This is a genomic window from Blautia sp. Sow4_E7, from assembly GCF_052116245.1.
GTDB lineage: Bacteria > Bacillota > Clostridia > Lachnospirales > Lachnospiraceae > Blautia_A.
The window spans coordinates 1-20,729 of the sequence record NZ_JBQKLL010000051.1; the positions used below are offsets into that span (position 1 = coordinate 1).

The 20,729-nt window shown below is 46.2% G+C and carries 12 protein-coding genes; all 12 read right to left on the reverse strand.

Annotated elements, in window-relative coordinates:
* Window positions 1-333: 333 nt before the first annotated feature.
* The 12 genes from ACTQ50_RS17600 to ACTQ50_RS17655 all read right to left on the reverse strand — a co-directional run bounded on the left by ACTQ50_RS17600 (window position 334) and on the right by ACTQ50_RS17655 (window position 20,646).
* Window positions 334-2,259, reverse strand: a complete 1,926-nt coding sequence (locus ACTQ50_RS17600; protein ID WP_441485276.1) for an ABC transporter ATP-binding protein — start codon at window positions 2,257-2,259, stop codon at window positions 334-336.
* On the reverse strand, window positions 2,259-4,118 hold the full coding sequence (locus ACTQ50_RS17605) for an ABC transporter ATP-binding protein (protein WP_441485284.1): 1,860 nt from the start codon (window positions 4,116-4,118) through the stop codon (window positions 2,259-2,261). The genes ACTQ50_RS17600 and ACTQ50_RS17605 overlap by 1 nt, the downstream gene beginning before the upstream one ends.
* A gap of 281 nt (window positions 4,119-4,399) precedes the next feature.
* Window positions 4,400-5,794 (reverse strand): MATE family efflux transporter, encoded by a 1,395-nt coding sequence (locus ACTQ50_RS17610; protein ID WP_441485277.1) that lies wholly within the window; start codon window positions 5,792-5,794, stop codon window positions 4,400-4,402.
* A gap of 121 nt (window positions 5,795-5,915) precedes the next feature.
* Window positions 5,916-9,533 carry an ATP-binding protein gene (locus ACTQ50_RS17615; RefSeq protein ID WP_441485278.1) on the reverse strand — a complete coding sequence of 1,206 codons (3,618 nt, stop codon included), beginning with the start codon at window positions 9,531-9,533 and terminating at the stop codon, window positions 5,916-5,918.
* Entirely contained in the window at window positions 9,530-11,071 is a 1,542-nt protein-coding gene (locus tag ACTQ50_RS17620; protein ID WP_441485279.1) for a GGDEF domain-containing protein, read from the reverse strand. The genes ACTQ50_RS17615 and ACTQ50_RS17620 overlap by 4 nt, the downstream gene beginning before the upstream one ends.
* A 187-nt stretch (window positions 11,072-11,258) precedes the next feature.
* Window positions 11,259-12,347, reverse strand: a complete 1,089-nt coding sequence (locus tag ACTQ50_RS17625; protein ID WP_441485280.1) for a GGDEF domain-containing protein — start codon at window positions 12,345-12,347, stop codon at window positions 11,259-11,261.
* A gap of 365 nt (window positions 12,348-12,712) precedes the next feature.
* Complete coding sequence (gene miaB / locus ACTQ50_RS17630; RefSeq protein ID WP_441485281.1) at window positions 12,713-14,155, reverse strand: tRNA (N6-isopentenyl adenosine(37)-C2)-methylthiotransferase MiaB; 1,443 nt, start codon at window positions 14,153-14,155, stop codon at window positions 12,713-12,715.
* Between the two features lie 220 nt (window positions 14,156-14,375).
* Window positions 14,376-14,888, reverse strand: coding sequence for a DUF6465 family protein (locus tag ACTQ50_RS17635; RefSeq protein ID WP_441485282.1), 513 nt, complete (start codon window positions 14,886-14,888; stop codon window positions 14,376-14,378).
* A gap of 274 nt (window positions 14,889-15,162) precedes the next feature.
* Window positions 15,163-17,238: an ATP-dependent DNA helicase RecG gene (gene recG, locus ACTQ50_RS17640; protein WP_441485285.1), complete on the reverse strand. Its 2,076-nt coding sequence runs from the start codon at window positions 17,236-17,238 to the stop codon at window positions 15,163-15,165.
* 98 nt (window positions 17,239-17,336) lie between these two features.
* Window positions 17,337-18,983, reverse strand: coding sequence for a DAK2 domain-containing protein (locus ACTQ50_RS17645; protein ID WP_441485286.1), 1,647 nt, complete (start codon window positions 18,981-18,983; stop codon window positions 17,337-17,339).
* Window positions 18,984-19,043: 60 nt separating this feature from the next.
* Window positions 19,044-19,403: an Asp23/Gls24 family envelope stress response protein gene (locus tag ACTQ50_RS17650; protein ID WP_226818338.1), complete on the reverse strand. Its 360-nt coding sequence runs from the start codon at window positions 19,401-19,403 to the stop codon at window positions 19,044-19,046.
* Window positions 19,404-19,653: 250 nt separating this feature from the next.
* Window positions 19,654-20,646: a tyrosine-type recombinase/integrase gene (locus tag ACTQ50_RS17655; protein WP_441485283.1), complete on the reverse strand. Its 993-nt coding sequence runs from the start codon at window positions 20,644-20,646 to the stop codon at window positions 19,654-19,656.
* Between the last annotated feature and the right edge of the window lie 83 nt (window positions 20,647-20,729).

A 20,729-nucleotide genomic window follows, 5' to 3' on the forward strand; every position in this document is an offset into this window, starting at 1 on the left:
GGTCTGAAGAACTGCCGGATCACTGTCGAAAAACTAAATCAAGGTAAAGCTCCATGCCAGCCTTTGGGCTGGCATATCTTTTTGGGGAGGACCAGTTATTTACCATATACGTTGAATCGAGCCAGGGAAAGCGTTTCGCTTTTCCCTGGCTCTTACCGTTACATAAGCAGATTTCTTATATTCACTTCCGTCATATCTTTTCTAATTCTTTCAACGCAGAAACCATCTAATCTGTTTTTGCTCCTGCTGCCGCATTTCCAAGCTCCGTTTTTACCGCCTGGATTTCAGATTTCATTTTGCGAATCCTCAGCTAATCACTTAGCTATATAGATCTCAACTCAGTTCAAACATCCCATGATACAACTGATAATATTTCCCCTTCTGCTCCAACAGATCATCATGATCCCCCCGCTCCACAATCTTGCCCTGCTCCAGCACCATAATGGCATTGGAATTGCGCACTGTACTAAGCCTGTGGGCGATCACAAAGACAGTTCTGCCTTCCATCAGCTGGTCCATGCCCCGCTCGATCAGTGCCTCTGTACGGGTATCTACAGAGGACGTAGCCTCATCCAGGATCAGTACCGGAGGATCGGCTACGGCCGCTCTGGCAATGGCCAGAAGCTGTCGCTGTCCCTGGGACAGCTGGGCGCCATCGGAGGTTACCATGGTATCATACCCCTGGGGCAGACGGCGGATAAAGGAATCTGCGTTGGCGATTTTCGCCGCCTTCTCAATTTCCTCCTGGGTAGCATCCAGCTTGCCGAAGCGGATATTGTCTGCTACAGTCCCTGTAAACAGATGCGTGTCCTGGAGAACGATTCCCAGGGAATGACGAAGGGATTCTTTGCGGATCTCCCGCACATCAAGCCCATCATAAACAACGGAACCGCCCTGCACATCATAGAAACGGTTGATCAAATTGGTGATGGTGGTCTTGCCTGCGCCTGTGGAGCCTACGAAGGCGATCTTCTGCCCTGGCTTTGCGTACAGGCTGATATCCTTCAAAATCATCCGTTCAGAATCATAGCCGAAATCCACATGCTCGAAACGGACATCCCCTCTCAACGGTACCAGCTCTCCATCCGTCTTCTTCCAGGCCCAGACAACTGCATTTTCCACTTCCGAAAATGTAGCAGAACCATCGATTGTAGATTTTGAATCAGCTTCTCCATTGCGCGTACTCTTTCCATTTTCCTTTTCACAAAGAACCAGTTTTCCATTCTGGATCCTTGCCCGGACCAGTTCCACCTTTCCTTCGTCCACTTCCGGCTCCAGATCCATTACCTGAAACACACGCTCCGCACCAGCCAGCGCCGCCAGAAGGAAATTACTCTGCTGGGTAAACTGGTTGATGGGAAGCGCCGCCTGGCGGACCAACACCAGATAGCTGGCCAGACTTCCCAGGTCTGCCTTCCCCTGCAGTACCAGAAGTCCTCCCAGTACTGCCACAATTGCACAGTTAATATAAGAAATACTCACCACCACCGGCACCATAGTCGCCACATAGCCCTGGGCTCCGGTTCCTGCCTGGCGGAGCGCCTCATTTTTCTCACAAAATTCCTGGAAGCTGGCATCCTCGTGGTTAAATACCTTCACCACCTTCTGCCCGCTGATCATTTCCTCAATAAAGCTGTTTAACGCCCCAAGGCTGTTCTGCTGCCTGGCATAATAAGTCTTGCTCCTGCTGCCGCTGAATTTAATATACCACAGCATGATCCCATAACACACCGTCACAATAATGGAAAGCCGCCAGTTCAGCACATAAAGAATGGTCAGGGTTCCCACCATCTGGATAAAGCTCTGGATCACCATGGCAAAGCTGTTGTTCAGGGCATCGGAAATGGTATCAATATCATTGGTGAAAAGACTCATAATGTCCCCATGTCCGTTGCTATCAAAGAATTTCAAGGGCAAGGTCTGGATATGGGAAAAAAGGTCTCTTCGAATATCAAACAAAATCTTCTGGGATGCCTTCACCATCGTCTGGGAATATCCCCAGGAGGCCAGTGCACCAGTGGCAAAAATAACAGCCGCCACCAGCACTCCTTTTAACAGTGTACGCACGTTTCCATCCGCCAGGCCGTTGACAACCGGACGTATCATATAGGTTCCAAGAAGGTTGCACAAGGCGCTGACCGACACCAGAACGGCTACCACAAACAGCATCCGCTTGTGCCTTCCCATATAGGAGAGAAAATAGCCCACTGTCCTCTTCATATTCTCTGGCTTCCTGCCGCTATAGGTTCCCGCTGCCATTATTCTCCCCTCCTTTCGCAAACTTCACTGACAAATCCACCCTTTATTTCCACACAAGAAGCATCCTTTTGTAAAAACCGCTCCTGTGCATCAGGCATTTGTCGGTTCTCATCCCACTGCCCGTGTTCCTCTATCGCATTTTCCTGCTCCCCCCTCATCTGTGACCTGTAAATCTCCTGATAGATTGGATCATGAGCCAGCAGTTCCTTATGCTGCCCGGTACTATGCACTTTTCCATCCTCCAGGATCACGATCTGGTCCGTATTCATCACAGAAGTGATCCTCTGGGCAATGATAATCTTCGTCACATCCTTACGTGCCGCCAGTGCCTCCCGGATCTTCTTCTCCGTGGCCGTATCCACAGCACTTGTGGAATCATCAAAAATCAGGATCTTCGCCTTTCCAACCAGTGCCCTGGCTATACACAGCCTTTGCTTCTGACCACCGGAAAGGTTGCCTGCCCCCTGCTCCAGCATGGAATCAAGCCCCTCTGGCATGCAGCTTAAGAATTCATCTGCGCACGCAGTTTTGCATGCCTCCCAGATTTCCCCATCTGTGGCCTGTGGGTTGCCCCAGCGCAGATTGTCCCTCACAGTTCCGAAAAACAGCACATTCTTCTGCAAAATAATCCCAACTGCATCACGAAGCGCATGCAGATCATACTCCCGTACATCCTTTCCCGCAACCTTTACAACGCCCTCTGTAGCGTCATACAGCCTTGGGATCAGCTGCACCAGAGTTGTCTTGGACGCGCCGGTACCACCCAGGATTCCCACCGTCTGGCCAGACGGAATCTGGAGCTTTACTCCGGAAAGGGCATACTCTCTGGCATCCTTATGATATTTAAAGGAAACGTTTTCAAATTCAATCCTTCCATCTGCCACTTCCCCAATTCCATTTTTCGGAGAAGTCAGCTCCACATCCTCATCCAGCACTTCCGCAATTCGATGCGCACTGGCAAGAGAACGGGTAAGCAGAAGAAACACATTTGCAATCATCATCAGGGAGTTCATAATCTGCATGACATAGCTGAGAAAACCAGTCAGATCACCAACCGCCAGATTGGATTTCAGGATCATATTTCCTCCAAACCACATGATCAGCACAATGGCGCTGTACATCACTGACTGAAAGGCTGGCAGGTTCAGCACCGCATAATGAAAGGTAGTCTCCGAGGAACTGGTAAGATTGGTATTGACCTCTCCGAACTTTTCTTCCTCATATTCATCCCTGACAAAAGCTTTTACCGCGCGAATAGCAGTCAGGCCTTCCTGCACCACCCGGTTCAGCCGGTCCATAATGCCCTGCAGTCTGGTATACATAGGCGCCACTTTGGTCACGATCCAGAACAGCACCACGCCCAGCACCGGAATACACACCAGGAAAACAACGGCCAGCCTGGGACTTATCCAGAAGGAAAGAAGAATTCCCATCACCAGAAGTGACGGGCCTCTTGTCACCGGACGAAATCCAGCATTCACCATATTTTGAAGCACCGTCACATCTGTGGTCATTCGGGTGATCAAAGAGGAAGCCAGAAAATGATCCAGATTGGAAAACGCATATTGCTGCACCTTGGCATACTCTGCTTTTCGGATTTCCGCACCCCAGCCATAAGCAGCCTTTGCAGCAAATTGTGCATACAAAAGCCCGGTGATCAGCGCCATCAGCGCGCAGAAGATCATCTGCACTCCTTTTACATAAATATAGGAAAGATCGTGGTTCGCCACGCCCACATCAATGAGATCCGCGATCATAATGGGAATAAACAGCTCAAAGCAGGTCTCAATAAGAACCAGAAGAGCTCCCAGAATCATATCCTTTTTATACGGTCCGGCATACTTTAAAAGCCGCTTCATGTCGTTCAATTTCGGTCACACTCCTCATATATTGTCATTTGCCCATAAAAAAATAAGTTTTTCGTGGTTATTATATCCATGTTTAAAAATTCCGTCAATTGGTGAAATAACAAAAATAGTACCGCAAATAACAGCAAACTATGCTCTGCAAATTTTGCCCCGTTGCCCGCATAAATATAAAAAGCCGCCAGTTTACAGTACATTTGCCACCATAAACCACCGACTTTTTAATCAAAAACAGATTTCCTTCTACAGGCTTTCATCCAAGGCCTTCGCAGCGGTTACGCCGCCTTCGCCGTTCCTTTCAGCTGCCCATGCACCTTCCGTCTCACCAACACAAAACACACCACCTGCATTGCAATGGTGATCGCCCAGGAGGCCGGATAGGAAATAAACAGGGTATACAAAGATCTATGCTGTGGGAACACCCAGAAGATCCACAGGATCCTGGTACCAACAGTACCAATAATGGAAAGAATCATAGGCACACCAGAATGCCCCATTCCGCGAAGAGCTCCAGGAAAAAGATCCATAATCCCACAGAGGAAATAAGGCACTGTCGTAATAGAAAGGATCTCCACGCCGCAGCGGATCACCTCTGCGTCCTCTGTATAAATCTTCAAAATCTCACCGCCAAATATATAAGAACCGCAGCCCAGCACAAAAGCCATCACAAAGGACAAAATCCCACAATCCAGCAGCACCCGGTCCATTCGCTTATATTTTCCCACACCATAATTCTGGCTGGTAAAGCTCATGCAGGCCTGGGTGACTGCATTTACAGACGCATACAAAAATCCCAGAATATTATTCGCCGCCGTATATCCGGCCATGGCAGTGGCCCCAAAAGAGTTTACGGAAGACTGTAAAAGCACATTGGAAAAATTAATAACCGTACTCTGCACTCCTGCCGGGATCCCCACCTGGAAGATCTGTATCAGATAACATTTCTTAATACACAGCCTGGAAAGCCGGAGCTGATAGCTGCTCTCAGTCTGATACAGGCAGCGTAGCACCAGAAAACAGGAAATCAGCTGGGATATCACCGTGGCAATGGCAACACCTGCCACTCCCATATGAAATACAATTACCAGAAACATATTCATCAATGCATTGGTCACACCTGCCACGATCAGAAACACCAGCGGCCGCCTGGTATCCCCCACAGCACGGAGAATCGCCGCACCATAGTTATAAAGCATGAAAAACGGCATTCCCAGGAAATAAATCCGCATATATAAGGCAGACTGTCCAATTACATCATCCGGCGTTCCCATAAGCTCCAGCGCAAATTTGGAAAAAACAAGCCCGAACACCGCCATAAACACCCCGCTGATCAGCGCCAGGGTAATGGCTGTATGCACAGTCTCAGACATCTCCTTGTGTTTCCCGGCTGCATAAAATCTGGCAGCCAGAACATTGGCGCCAAGGGAAATACCAATAAAAAGATTGATGAACATATTGATCAGCGCCGTAGTAGAACCAACTGCTGCAAGCGCCTGGCTGCCGGAAAAGCGTCCCACCACGATAATATCCACGGCATTAAACATCAGCTGCAAAATTCCAGAGACCATCAATGGAATCGCAAAAGAAATCAGCTTATCCATAATAGTCCCGTTACACATATCGATTTCGTACTTATTCTTACTCAACTCTACCGCTCCCTCATCTCTCATTCAAACTGTCCGCAAAATTTTCTCTCTGCCACAGCATTCTCCTGCGTATAGACACATTTGTATGGAAAATGCATAAAATCGTGTCTAAAAGGCTTTCTACAGAAAGCCCTTTTCAAACGCATTAGCTATTATAGTTCTTTGGAAGCCATTTTTCAAGCACGGAATAAATAACCTCCATATCGATAGGCTTGGTAATATAGCCGCTCATTCCACACTCTGCTGCCCGGTTTTCATCCTCTGGAAAGACATTGGCCGTCATGGCAATCACCGGAATTTTTTTCCAGTAATCGCTTTCCCCGGCACGAATGCTCTCTGTGGTCTCGTAACCATTCAGGACCGGCATCTGGATATCCATGAAGATCAGTTCATAATAATGTTCCGGGTGGCTGCCAAGAAGCCGGATGGCCTCCTGTCCGTTCTCTGCCACATCCACGATCAGACCAGGCTCAGACAACAGCTCATAGGCAATCTCCCGGTTCAGTTCATTGTCCTCCACCAGCATGATCCGGCGTCCCCTCAGGAAAGCAAGATCCCGTTCCTTTTCTTCCCCGGTCTCTGTTTTTCCCACAGCCGCTTCTATCTTTTTCTCCTTCGCCGCCAGGGTCAACTCCAAACACACAATAAAAGTGGTACCCTTTCCCTGCTGACTTGCCACTTCTATATTTCCACCCATCTGGCTGATGATCGATTTTGCAATGGAAAGACCAAGTCCGGTTCCCTGGGTAGCGTTTGTCATACTGTTATCCTCACGGGAAAAAGGCTCAAAAAGTTTCTCCTGAAACTCCCTGGACATACCAATTCCGTTATCCCGTACCACGAAGGTATACCTTGCCCTGCCTGTCATCAGGCTGCTGCTCTGTGTCACCTTCACACGTACCTGTCCATGCTCCGGTGTATATTTCACAGCATTGGAGATCAGATTGATCAACACCTGACGAAGTCTCACCGGATCTGCCAGAACATAGGCATCCCGGATTTCTTCCATATCCATATCCAGAATCTGTTTTTTCTCCATAGCTGCAGGACGGCAGACTCCATCCACAATTTCCATTGCCTTGATAAGGGACAGTGGCTCTTCGTGGAGGACTGTATCCCCGCTTTCAATCTTGGACATATCCAGAACCTCATTGATCAGCTCCAGAAGATGTCTGGAAGAATCATCGATCTTCTGCAGGCAGTCCCGGATGCGCTCCGGATCATCTAAGTGGTTCATAGCGATCTGCGTCATACCAAGAATTCCGTTCATAGGCGTCCGGATGTCATGTGACATGCTGCTAAGGAAAACACTCTTAGCCTTGTTGGCTTCCTCCGCTGATTTGTAGGCATCCTTCAGGCTGTTCATCAGCTGCTCATTCCGGCTGTGGCTCTCCTGCACATCTGTTGCAATCAAAGCCATCATGCCTGGCATAACATTTTCGTCGTCCAGACGGATAAACTGGAAACGGACCCAGCGGTAAGCTTCCTTCGCCTTGATCCTCGCCTCACATTCATAGCTTTCCTCCTGCTCCAGAAAGGTATGGGAAAGCTCTGACAGCTTTAATTTCAGCCTTACCTTTTCCCAGTCGGAGGGTTCACAGTTTGGTGCCAGATACTCTTTCAAAAAGTCCCCGTAATATCCGTCCGGAATCTTTTTATCCAGAAGTCTCTGGCTTCCCCTGTAAGAAACCTTATATTCTCCGGACATCATATCCACATACAAGATGATCAATGAATTTCTTGCCACAGCATGAAGAAGCTGCCTTGTTTCACTGCCGCTTTGGTGAAGGAAATCAAGAATGGTCTCTCCATCATTGTCGCTTTGTTTTTCACTGGCTGCATCCCAGCTTTCCATTTCCATGAAAAATCTGGCTGTCTCTGCTTCATTTGGATCTACGGCCTTGCCATATACAGAATAGCAGGTGCGGATCCTTCCTGCACCAAGCAGATAAGACAGATCTGCCTGCAGCCCTTCATCCTCTTCCAGAAGCTCTACCAGCTCTGGACAGTAAAGGGAGCCTTTTCCCTGTGAAAATTCTTCCAGAACCTGATTCAGTTTTTTCGCCAGCTTATAGCTCCGTCCTATAAAGTCGGTAGCTGCATCCAGACAGTCACTAATATGTATAATCTCGATCAGGAAACGGACATCCGATCTGGTATTGTCAAACTCAGCAGGATAGCCTATTTTTCCATCCCAGGATTTGTGATGTCCCAGAACCGCATCTTTATATTTGCGAAGACAGGGGATTTCTTCAATAAATTTGGCACTTTCCTCAGGATGGGTGAGAATATCCTGCCGTTCTCTTTTTGTCAGCTGTCTGGACTGCTTATTTACAATGGAAGCCAGCCGGATCATTCCCAGATCCAGAAGGAGTGCTGACTGGGAGACAAAATCCAGAAGGTTCTCCTGGTTTTCCAGTACTTCCACCACGTTCTCATAGCCCAGGGTTCCAATGAGAAGCTCCGGCCTTTTCTTTATCACCGCATTCAAAATATGTCTGGCGATCTGCTCCACCATTGCGCTGTGCATAGCGGTGCCTTCCTCACGGCTTAACATGATCTGCATAAGGACCAGAGTATCCACCTCATCTCCAGTCACATATTTCAGAACATCCCCAAGGGAACGCCACACCACATCATTTACAAAGGTATCGTTCTTTGTGCGGGATAACCGTCTGATGGTGCTCACATAATTCGTCACACAGAATTCCCGGATATCCGGGGCTCCATGATAGTCATCACCATATTTTCCCACCAGCTCCAGAATGGTTGGCAGATGATTGATCACCACCTGGAAATAACGGCTGTCGGAAAAAGATACGCCCTCCTGGCTGTCCAGACCATCATTCTCCATGCTGTACTCGCAAAATTTCCGGTAATCCTCCAAAAGCTCTGTGCAGGTAATTTTGCCCTGATAGAACAAACAGGACTTATAATTGCAATAGATTTCATCCAGCATCTCATAAGGATTTGGATTCTTCTCAAGCTCCTGCTGATAATAATACCCTAATACATCCGTTGCCCTGGAAAGAAGAGCCGGATCGATCTCATGCACTGTAAAGCGAAGGACAGAATTCCCCAGAAGATCATAATTCAACTCTTCAATCAGTCCGTCAAAATCAAACCGCTCCCCATCCAGCGCCCGGATCTTCCCGTCATTATAAAACACCAGTGCCTCATCTATACACTGGAGAAGCTCCTTCGCAGTGCCAAGATTAAAATTCATCATTACCACTGGAAAGTTATAATATGAATAAAGAATTCGTTTTCTTACGTCAAAATCCTCAATTTCAAAATAATGGGAAGAAAGTGCACGAATCCTGTTATAGTACATCATTCCCTTCTTTCCATCCTCGTCGCCAAAGGGACGGTTATATAGATTTCCCAACAGATTCAGTGTCCAGATATAAGAATCCAGATCCTCACTGTTCTGGAAATATTCATCCAGAAGCTCCAGCACCTCCAGCATAGCAAGGTTATCCTCGTATCCCTCGTCATTTGCCATGCGGATCTGATGCAGAAGCTCCCTGGCAAGCTCATCGCTGAGCCTTGCCTCTCCATCTAGGAACGGACGGATATAAAGATTCAGAAGTGCCTCATTTTCAATATAAAGGCGGCGCATGACCCTGGATTTGTTCTTCAGATTCTCGATCCATATTTCCTGGTCATCTGCCTTTAACAGATTCTCCTGAATATGATCCTCTCTCTTCAGATTCTCTTTATATTTGGTATAAAAATGAATAATATTTTCCCTCGTGATCATTCCGTCTTGCCCCTTTTGGAAATACGTCTGTGGTTCTGGTTTTTGCACTGATACATCCGGCTATCTGCCTCTTTCACCAGCTCCGCAAGCTTTCCCTCTTTTTCTTCAAATGCCACAACACCATAGGAAAAACTGATGTGCCGGCATTCCCCGTTAATATGAAAATGGATGGGATTCTCCTCCAGGATCTTATTCATCTGCTTCCGGATTTCCTCTGCGGAAAGCACAGACAGGATCAGAAATTCATCTCCAGCATACCTGTATAACATATCCTCTCTGTCTATAACCCGTTTCACATTCTTTGCAAAATGCACCAGATAGCGGTCTCCATTCTCATGTCCATAACAGTCATTGATCTCCTTCAGATAGTCCAGATCAATAAATACCAGACTGCCAGTTCCATGATTCTGGATAAAGCGCTTACTGTTCCGGTCAAAGGCTGCACGATTCAGACAACTGGTCAGGGTGTCCTTCTCCATAGATTCCTTCAGCCGTTCAATACGAAGCTCTTCCTTTGCAAGCAGGCGCACCATCTGGTCGTAATTCTCCTTCTCCTGCTCCAGGGATTTCAGATACATCCTCTCAAACTCCGGGATCTGCTGGCGGATCTCTTCTTTATCGCTTCTGTACGCGGCCGTACGCATAAGCTTATATACCGGGCAAAAGCTTCCGCTGAAATTCTTGGCGTTCCTGATATAATTGCCAATCCGCAGGATATCTTCCCAGCGTTCTTCCTCTGCCATTACCTGAAGAAATTCCACAAAATAGCAGACACAGAAGCTTAAAGTATCTCTGGCACCCTCCCCTGATTCCATTTTCTTCATATAAGTATTAAATTCTTCTGCAATTGTAGTCTTATCCTTCTGCTGGTAAAGGCGGAGATACATATCTGTGAATTCCTTCTGAAGCAGGAAAAATGCCTTTCCGTCCTCTGGAAGCTCTTTTTCTTCCAGAATGGCCTGCATATTCCCGGCCGCCTGCTCTGCCTCTGCAAGATCTCCTATTCCCAGCTTCACATAAACCCTGCTGTCATAATAGACCAGCTCATTTAAGGTATCTGAATCCCAGAAGTCCACACCGCTGCCACAGGGATCCAGTCTGGAAATATCCATCATTTTTTCCAGATAGAGGTCTGCCTCCTGGAACAGTCCGCAGTCTGTAAACGCTGCAACAATGGTGTTGTAAACAGATTTCAGCGGAGATCTTAAGGTGAAACCGGAATTGGCATATTTCAGGCCATATTCCACAATTTTCGGCGAAAAGCCCAGACAGAAATAAAGTCTTACCAGGGCAAGATAAATTCTGGATTTCTCCTTAGAACGCTCCAGATGAAATCCTGCTTCCCGGCAGATTTCGATCAATGGGAAGGCATATTCCCGGAAATTGTAGGCAAAAACACCATAACTTACGGAATAGATTTCTTCTGTATATACAGTAAGATCAGGTGCCTGCTCCAGATCCTCTATACAGCGTGCCGTATCCTCTCTGGTCCATGTCCCTGTCTTTACTTTCTTTTTAATTTCTTCATCCTTATACATATAAGTCCGACTCTCCTGCTTATTGCTTTTGTTAGATAGATTTTAAAGGATTTTTACAAGAAATACAACCTTGAACTTGTATATTCTATACAAGCTTTCTCCGAAACAGTTTCTGTTCCCAGTTTCCACAGCAGCCTGTTTCACACCTGCAGTCTTAAATCCCTGTTTGACAAAAGACCAGGTGAGTTTAATAAATCACCCGGTCTCTTCCCTGTTCTTTCCCCATATAAAGTTTATCGTCTACATTTTTTAACAAAGTATCAATGTTGGAATGGAAATCATTCTCCTCCACACCAAAAGTCATGGTGATAGGGATCCACTCTCCCTTCCAGTCAAAGGGATCGTTGTCCAGCTTCATGCGAAGGTTATTCAGAATGAGGCAGACCTCGTCTCCATTCATACCAGGGAAAAAGAAGATAAATTCTTCTCCGCCCCATCTGCACAATCTGGCATGCTCTGAAAGCTCCTGGCTCATATGCCTGGTGATCCATACCAGAACTGCATCTCCGCAGTCATGTCCCCAGTGGTCATTGATCCGCTTAAAAAAATCAATATCTCCCATGCCAAGGGTAAATGCCATATTCGGCTCTTTCTGATGCTTCTCTGTAATATACTGCATCATCTGACGGCGGTTCCACAAGCCAGTCAGTGGATCTGTACCAGCCTGCTTCTTCAGCTGCTCATTATACAGCACCAGCTTCTTCTCCGCAGATTCCACATTCGAACTGAACATACTGCATGCAACTGCCATAAGTACAAAAGTGATCACCGTATTTATGATCTGCAGTACAACCGTAGCCGTCTCGGTCAGGGCAAATACCGATATATTCGTCCTGCAATACAAAAACAGACCGAAGCGCACTGCAAACAACAGTATGGTATATCCAATCTTATATCCCAAAGAATTGTAAATTGCAAAGTACACCAGCACCAGCATTTCAAACATCAGATGCTGAATACCGCAGTCCCATCCATACAGAATCACAAACGCAATCACCCAGGCCAGCTGTACCCCGGCGCAAATGAGCACGCTGGTGTGAACCTTCAGACGGTAGGTTGCATAAAAAGCAGCCATTGCCATCACTGCAAAAATATACCCGATCCAGACATCTGTCTTCGGTCCTACCACACACAGTACCAGTGGAATGATCAGGAAATAGAGACCCAGGATCAGTAAAATAATTCTAAGAAGCAACAGTATCCGCTGAGGTTCGTTCTCATGAACGGCCTCTTTCTTTAACAGGGAGCAAAACTTCCTCCACAGTTCTCCAAACATTACCAACTCCGCCTTTCCCCGAGCGTTTCATATAGTAATTGTGCACTATTTTTGACAAAAATGCAACCTTTTTATGCAGTTTTTTGTTATTATTTGCATTTTTTTGCTGATTATTGTCTATTATCGTTACTGTTCACTGGTAGCATTCCGCGAGGCGTTTTTTGTAAACATAGTTCACAGAAAACCCGAGAATTGCGGCGCGAAATCATGCGTTTGCATGATTTCTGTGCATCGCGAAGCGGTTGCTGGGCACGAAGTGAACAGAAACCTATTCTCCACTAACGGGAATCGTGTTTTTCTCTAAACCTGCAAAATGCCCTTCTACAAATATCCCTGCGAAAAAGTTAGCTTTCCCGCAATCTTTCTTATACTCTGGTTCCCATATAATAGAAGCCCTTGCAGGTATCCAGGCGCACATTCACATATTTTCCAAGAAGGTCGGGAGTTCCCGGGAAATGCACCAGCAGATTGTACTGGGTTCTTCCTGTGAAAATACCCTTCTCCTTGCTCTCTGTCTCCACAAGCACTTCCTGAACCTCACCCTGGAATCTGGAAGAAACAGTTCTTCCTTTCTCCTGAACCAGCTTCAGAAGGCGGTCAAAACGATCCTTCACCACATCCTCCGGAACCTGGTCTTCCATCTTAGCTGCCGGAGTACCGCTTCTCTTGGAATAAATAAAGGTAAACGCAGTATCAAAATCAGATTTCTCAACTACATCCAGAGTCTCCCGGAAATCCTCCTCAGTCTCTCCAGGGAATCCAACAATAATATCCGTAGTCAGGGAAATATCCGGCACCGCTGCACGGATCTTCTCCACCAGCCCAAGATATTTTTCCTTATCATAATGACGGTTCATGATCTTCAGAATACGGCTGCTGCCGGACTGCATCGGCAAATGCAGATGATGGCAGACTTTCTTGCTTCTTCCCATATATTCGATCAGTTCATCGGAAAGATCCTTCGGATGAGAAGTCATAAAACGGATCCTCTTTAATCCCTCAATCTGCTCAACTCTCTCAAGCAGCTGTGCAAAGGTCACCGGATTCTTCAGCGTCTTTCCATAAGAGTTTACATTCTGTCCCAGAAGCATAACCTCAGTCACTCCATCTGCAACCAGAGCCTCAATCTCCTTCACGATTGCCTCCGGCTCACGGCTTCTCTCACGTCCTCTTACATAAGGCACGATACAATAGCTGCAGAAATTGTTGCAGCCAAACATAATGTTCACACCAGACTTGAAGGAATAATTACGCTCTGTAGGCAGCTCCTCCACGATCTTATCCGTACCCTCCCAGATGTCGATCAGCTGGCTGTCCCGGTTCTCCATCTCATAAAACAGCTCTGCAAATTTAAAAATATTGTGGGTTCCAAACACCAGATTGACAAAAGGATAATCCTTCTGGATCTTATCCACCACCTGCTTCTCCTGCATCATGCAGCCAAACAGGGCAATCTTCATATCAGGATTGGATTTCTTCAGGCTATGCAGCTTGCCAAGGCGTCCATACACCTTCAGATTGGCATTCTCGCGGACGGTGCAGGTATTATAAATTACAACATCCGCATCCTCTGTTTCCTGTCTCTGAAATCCAATTTCATCCATGATCCCCGCAACAACCTCAGACTGCTTCTCGTTCATCTGACATCCAAAGGTCTGGAGACAATAGGTGATGGGGCGCCCCAGTTCCTGCTCCTTCAAGGTCACCATAGTGGCCAGTTTCGCCATATAATAATACTGGCGGTCTGTATCGTCCTGGGGTGGATTGGTACTTGTATCTATTTTACTGAAATCAATTTCATTAAACATATTTTTTTCCTTTCATAAAAAGAACCCCTGTCTTATCAAGGGGCTGTTCCTGTCTATGTCTAAATATTTTATCCTATTTACTTCCTTTTGTCCAGCAATTTATTTTCCATCCCAGGCGCTGCCCCGCAGCCGCCGTCCCTTCCTCTCACGTCCCTCGAACACACAAAAAGGCTCCGGAAAGCGCACCCACACTCCCCGAAGCCCTTTATATAGGGGGAAATTACAGCTCTACGTAATGTCCCTCAGCTTCACCGTTTACTACATAATATGCCTTATTCTCTTCTGTCTTAACGTAAACTTTAATATCCTGGATCTCTTCCTCTTTCTTGCCTGTCATCTCTGTCCAAGCCTTCTTAACCTCAGCTACCAGATCCTTAGTAGTGAATTCTTTACCTGCATACTGAATGAAAACTTCCTCAGCAGCAACAGCTACCTTCTTAGTTCTTCTTGCAACAGGTTTCTTAGCCTCTGCCTTCGGAGCAGCAGCCTTAGCCGGAGCCTTAGCAGTCTCTTTAACAGCCTCTTTTGCGGTCTCTTTAACTGTCTCAGTAGCTGCCTTAACAGTCTCTGTAGCTGCTTTTACAGTCTCAACAACAGCAGTCTTAACAGCCTCTGCCTTGGATGGCTCAGCCTTTACTTCTGCTGCAGCTGTAGCCTTAACCTCTGCTGCACTCTTAGCTGCCTTCTTGGCTGCCATAGTTTCTGCCTTTTTTGTAGTTCTCTTTGTAGCCATTATAATAGCCTCCTTGACGGTGAAAATATTCTTCAATCTTGCTTCTACGTTAGGATACTACGAATTAATTTTTTTTGCAAGTTTTGGTAAAATCCCCCTTGACAAGCCTTTTTCGCGACTTCATAGGTAAAAATACACAAACAAAACCTATTTATTTCCGGAAATCCCCAGTTTCAAATCTGAAAATCCGGATGATTTTTGTTTCTTTGCACAGTTATTACCAAAAAAAGAAGCATTTTCCTTATTTTTTTCGTCGCCTATTTCCATGTAAAACCTATAATCCAAGGTTTTCAAGGTCATATTTCATATAAGTATTTAATCTTTCCCGCAGTTTTTCATGCTGGGGCAGCTGCAGTTCACGGTCAAGCTCTAACAGCCCGCCAGCTGCATCACTGGCAGCCTTTAACACATCGGAATCCTGATAAATATCCCCGATCCGGAATTCCAGCTGTCCGCTCTGACGGATTCCAAACAGATCTCCCGGTCCCCGAAGCTTCAGGTCCTCCCCAGCAATGAAAAATCCATCGTTGGATTTATTCAAAATCTCCAGTCGCTTAGAGGTGTCCTCTTCTTCATTTCCCTGCATAAAAATACAGTAAGACTGATACTCTCCACGTCCAACACGTCCCCTCAGCTGATGAAGCTGGGCAAGTCCGAACCGCTCTGCGTTTTCTACCATCATCACAGTGGCATTGGGTACATTTACCCCTACCTCCACTACTGTAGTCGATACCAGCACCTGGATCTCTCCCCTGGCAAACTGCTCCATAATGGCATTTTTTTCCTTGGGCTTCATTTTTCCATGAAGCATGCCGATGATGATATCCGTTGGAAAAATCTCCTTCAGGCGTGCCGTATAGTCCGTTACATTTTCCCCGTCTGCGCCCTCGCTTTCTTCTACCATAGGGCAGATTACGTAGGCCTGACGTCCCTCCCGCACCTGGCGCTCTATAAAGGAATAGGCCTTGGGGCGGTAGGAAGTGCCAACTACGCAGTTTTTAATAGGAAGACGCATGGCAGGAAGCTCGTCTATAATGGAAATATCCAAATCCCCATATACAATGATAGCAAGGGTTCTGGGGATAGGGGTGGCACTCATAACCAGCACATGGGGCGCATTGCCTCTGGTAGTCAGGGCTTCCCTCTGCTTCACGCCAAACCGGTGTTGCTCGTCGGTGATCACAAGGCCCAGATTTTCGTACACGACTTTTTCCTGGATCAGTGCATGGGTACCAATGATCACATTTGCTTCCCCGGACGCAATTTCCCCGTAAATTCTCCTTTTCTCCTTCTGGGTGGTAGAACCTGTGAGAAGAACAGGATGACAGGAAGTGATCCCCTGCTCTTCCATTAATTTCGTAAAGGCTTCAAAGTGCTGGTTCGCCAGGACCTCCGTAGGCACCATCAAAGCAGCCTGATAACCATTTTCCACAGTGAGGACCATAGCCAGGAAAGCAAGGATGGTCTTTCCGCTTCCTACATCTCCCTGAACCAGCCTGGACATCAGGGAGTGGCTGCAAAGATCCCGTTCGATCTCATGCCAGGCATTCAGCTGTGCCTTGGTCAGACGATAAGGCAGGCCTTCCATGATCTGCTCTGTCGTCCATACCGGCTTCATGGGAAATGCATTGGGGGCTTCCTCTGTCTTGCCCTTCAGGATCTGCACTGCCAGGATAAAAAGCAGAAATTCATCAAATACAAGGCGTTTCCGGGCAACAAGAAGCTCCTGCATATTTGCCGGAAAGTGAATGGTGGAAATAGCATAATTGTCGTCTGCAAGGTGATAAAATTCCTTTATCTCATCTGGGAGAAATTCGGTCTGCAGGCTCTGCTCATCCAGGATCTGGTGCATCAGCTTGACGATCAGCTTATTGGTAAGACCAGCCGTAAGTCCGTAGATTGGCTGCATGCTGTGAAGGATTTCTTCATATGCTGCAGGAGTGAAAATCTCCGGATGTTCCATTTCCAGCCGACCTTTCTTCTTGGAGATCTTGCCCCGGAGGATGAAACAGCAGCCCTTTTTTAATGTATTTTTCAAATAGGGAGCATTGAACCACACTACAGGCAGACTGCCGGTGGTATCTGCCACTGTAATGGAAATTACCTGAAGGTTGCGGATCTTGTTTACGTAAACGCCAGTGGTAATGGTGCCACGGATAGCAGCCACAGAGTTCTCCTTCAGAGAACCGATTTCCTCCGGAGCCTCATATGAGTCATAATTTCTTGGATAATAGTGAAGCAGATCGTCGGTTGTGGTGATACCGATCTTCTGAAATAGTTTTTCCGTTTTTTCTCCTACACCTTTCAGTTCCCGAAGAAGTTTTGCCACTGTTTTTCCCCTCTTTCTGATTCGTTGACCACTTAATATTCGCTGTACTGGCTCTTGTGCTGGCAGCAAAGAAAAAGGGCGGAAATCTCCCGCCCTTTTTCAATTTATAACCTAATTATTTATTCAACAGAAATAATGTAATAGTAGATCGGCTGTCCACCCATGTTTACCTCTACTTCGCAGTCCGGATATGCCTCTTCCAGCTCTGCTGCAAGGTTTTCAGCGTCTTCTTCTGTAGTCTCGGCACCGTAATAAATGCTGATCACCTCAGAATCCTCATCTACCATAGCTGCTACCATCTCTTTGGCAACATTCTCACGGCCCTTGCCTACTGCAAGAATTCCATGGTCGCCGATTCCCATAATGTCACCTTCATGGATCTCTTTCTCATCCAGTCTGGTGTCACGGACTGCATAAGTTACCTGTCCGGTCTTCACCATGGATACAGCCTCCATCATGGCTTCCAGATTCTCTTCCCCGTTCATCTCCGGCTGGAAGCTGATCAGAGCTGTGATTCCCTGAGGAATGGTCTTGGTAGGAACTACCACGATCTCTTTGTCTTCGGTAAGGTCTCTTGCCTGATTTGCAGCAAGAACAATATTCTTATTATTCGGGAAAATATAAATCGTATCTGCATTTACCTCAGCGATGGCATTGAGCATGTCCTCTGTACTTGGGTTCATGGTCTGACCGCCCTCAATGATGTAATCTACATTCAGCTCTTTAAACAGTGTGGAAAGTCCCTCTCCAACGGAAACGCTGATGAAGCCGTATTTCTTGCGCTCCTTAGCAGCTTTCGCTGCGGCTTCCTTCTTCTCCTGCTCTTCCTGCTCCTTGGCAAGCTTCTCTGCATCCTTGATCAGTTTCTCCTGATGCTCCTCACGCATGTTATCGATCTTCATTCGGGAAAGGGCACCGTAGGTCAGGGCTTTCTCAAAGGCCTGTCCAGGATGGTTGGTGTGTACATGTACTTTTACGATTTCATCATCTGCTACCAGAACAATGGAATCACCAATGGATGTCAGGAATTCCTTGAAGCTGTGAAGTTCTTCATCTGGAAGTGGTTTGTCCAGAAGAATAATGAACTCTGTACAGTATCCAAATTTAATATCTGCTTCTGCCTGCTGGGAGATCTTGGTGACTGCCGGACCGGAAGAAGCCTTCTCAAATGCGGAATAGTCGATCTCTTTGCCAAGATAGCCGTCAAATGCGCCCCGGAAAACTTCCAGAAGTCCCTGTCCGCCTGAGTCTACCACACCTGCTTCTTTCAGAACTGGAAGCATCTCCGGTGTGCGGGCAAGGGTCTTCTCTGCGTGCTCGAAAACAGCGCGGAAGAACAGTTCCAGGTTGGCTGACTCTTCTGCGATCTCCGCAGCCTTTACAGCAGCCTCACGTGCTACCGTAAGGATTGTTCCTTCCTTCGGCTTCATAACTGCCTTGTATGCAGTCTCTACAGCCTTTTCCATAGCAGCTGCAATTACAACTGCATCCATCTCCTTATGTCCCTTGGTTCCCTTAGTAAAGCCTCTGAGAAGCTGGGAAAGGATAACTCCTGAGTTACCTCTGGCTCCACGCAGGGAACCGGAAGAAATGGCCTTGGCAAGTGTCTCCATATCCGGATCTGTCAGGCCGCTTACCTCTGCTGCAGCTGACATGATGGTCATTGTCATATTCGTACCGGTATCTCCATCCGGAACCGGGAATACATTCAGCTCGTTGATCCATTCTTTCTTCGCTTCCAGGTTCTTGGCTCCTGCCAGGAACATTCTGGAAAGTATCTTGGCGTCTATGGTCTGTCTATCCACCACAAGTTTCCTCCTCTAATCCTAATCTATTGCACGAACGCCTTCTACGCAAATGTTGATCTTCTCAATCTCCATTCCTGTAAAAGCCTCGACTTTGTATTTCACATTGTTTACAAGATTATCTGCAATCGTGCTGATGTTCACGCCGTATGCCACGATCACGTGGAAATCAAGGCGGATTTTATTATCCTCTGTGATCTTAACATTTATACCATGCTGCAGAGAATCTCTTCTGAGCAGTTTCACAAGACCGTCTTTCATGCTGACAGCTGCCATACCAATAATACCGAAACATTCTACTGCAACGCTTCCTGCATAAGTCGCGATTACATCCGTATCAATAATGATCTGGCCAAGACCGGAATCTATACGTCCTTTCATATGGTTTACCTCCATTAATTTGATTTTCAAAATGTATATACCATATTATACCCTTTTTTTCTCCATTACGCAATGCTAGAGTTCGACTTGGTTCATCATATATCAAAAAGCCTGTATTTTCAAGGTTTTTTGAATTTCTTATAAATCTATGTTTCGTCTATTTGCGTCTATATTCCTTTGTTTGTCGTAAAATTTGGCGTAAAATTGGCGTAGAAAAAGCCACGCCCAATAGTAGGGAATGGCTTTGATCTTACATATATTTTTCTAGTTTTTTCATTTCATTTTGCATTCTTTCTATACTGCCATGATTATAAACATTCATAGTCATGCTAATATCACTATGCCCCATGATTCCCTGTAATATTTTGGGATCCATCCCGGCTTCTGCCATTCTCGTACATGCAGTGTGCCGTAATATATGGGCTGTTATATGCGGTAGCAAAATAGGTTCTCTGTGCTCAGCTGCTGCCAGCTTGGACTCCTTTTTATTATACGCGTTGGTAATATTCCGCAGTACATCATTGAAATTAAATGGCAATATTGGCGTACCGTTTGAAGTGATAAAAACAAATCCCTTAATTCCTTCAATTGGTCTTTCCTTTACCCTCTTTCCAAGAACAAAATCCAATTCTTTCTGCTTTAATAGGCTTTTTCTTGCAATAGCTGTTAATGAGATGTCTCTATTTCCCGAACGGCTTTTCGGTAACTCAACGTGAAGTTTATAGCCATCTCCAAAATCTCTGTATATCAATTGTCGGCGAACATGAATTAAATTATTTTTTAAATCAATGTCATTCCATGTAAGTCCAATAATTTCACCAATTCGCAAGGCTGTAGACAAGGCAAATGTCAACATGGGAAGATATACATTATAAGTTTTGCTGTTCTCCACAAAATCAAGCAATATATTTTGCTCTTTTACTGTCAGAGCTTGCCTCTGGCTCGGCTCCACTTTTATCTCCTTCTGACAGCCTTTGCATGGATTCTTTCTTAACATATCCGAATCGACAGCCATCTGAAAAACTGATGATAATAATACGTGGCAAGTCTGAATTGTAGAGCCTTTAAAATTCCGCTTGCTTAGCTCTGCATATAGCTTTTTTACATGAATCTGCTTAATCTGTGATATTTTCATATCACCAAGTATACTTTGCTTTACACTAATATTCCAGTCATTCTCGTAATTGCACCGGGTTGATTCTCTGATATTTGCTTTATAATGTACCCATAACAGTGGACACACGAATTAGTGTAGTACCCTTTTTTCGGACACCCACACAAGACGTGACCCTGTTCTTAAACACCGTTCCCATGTGAACCCTTTTT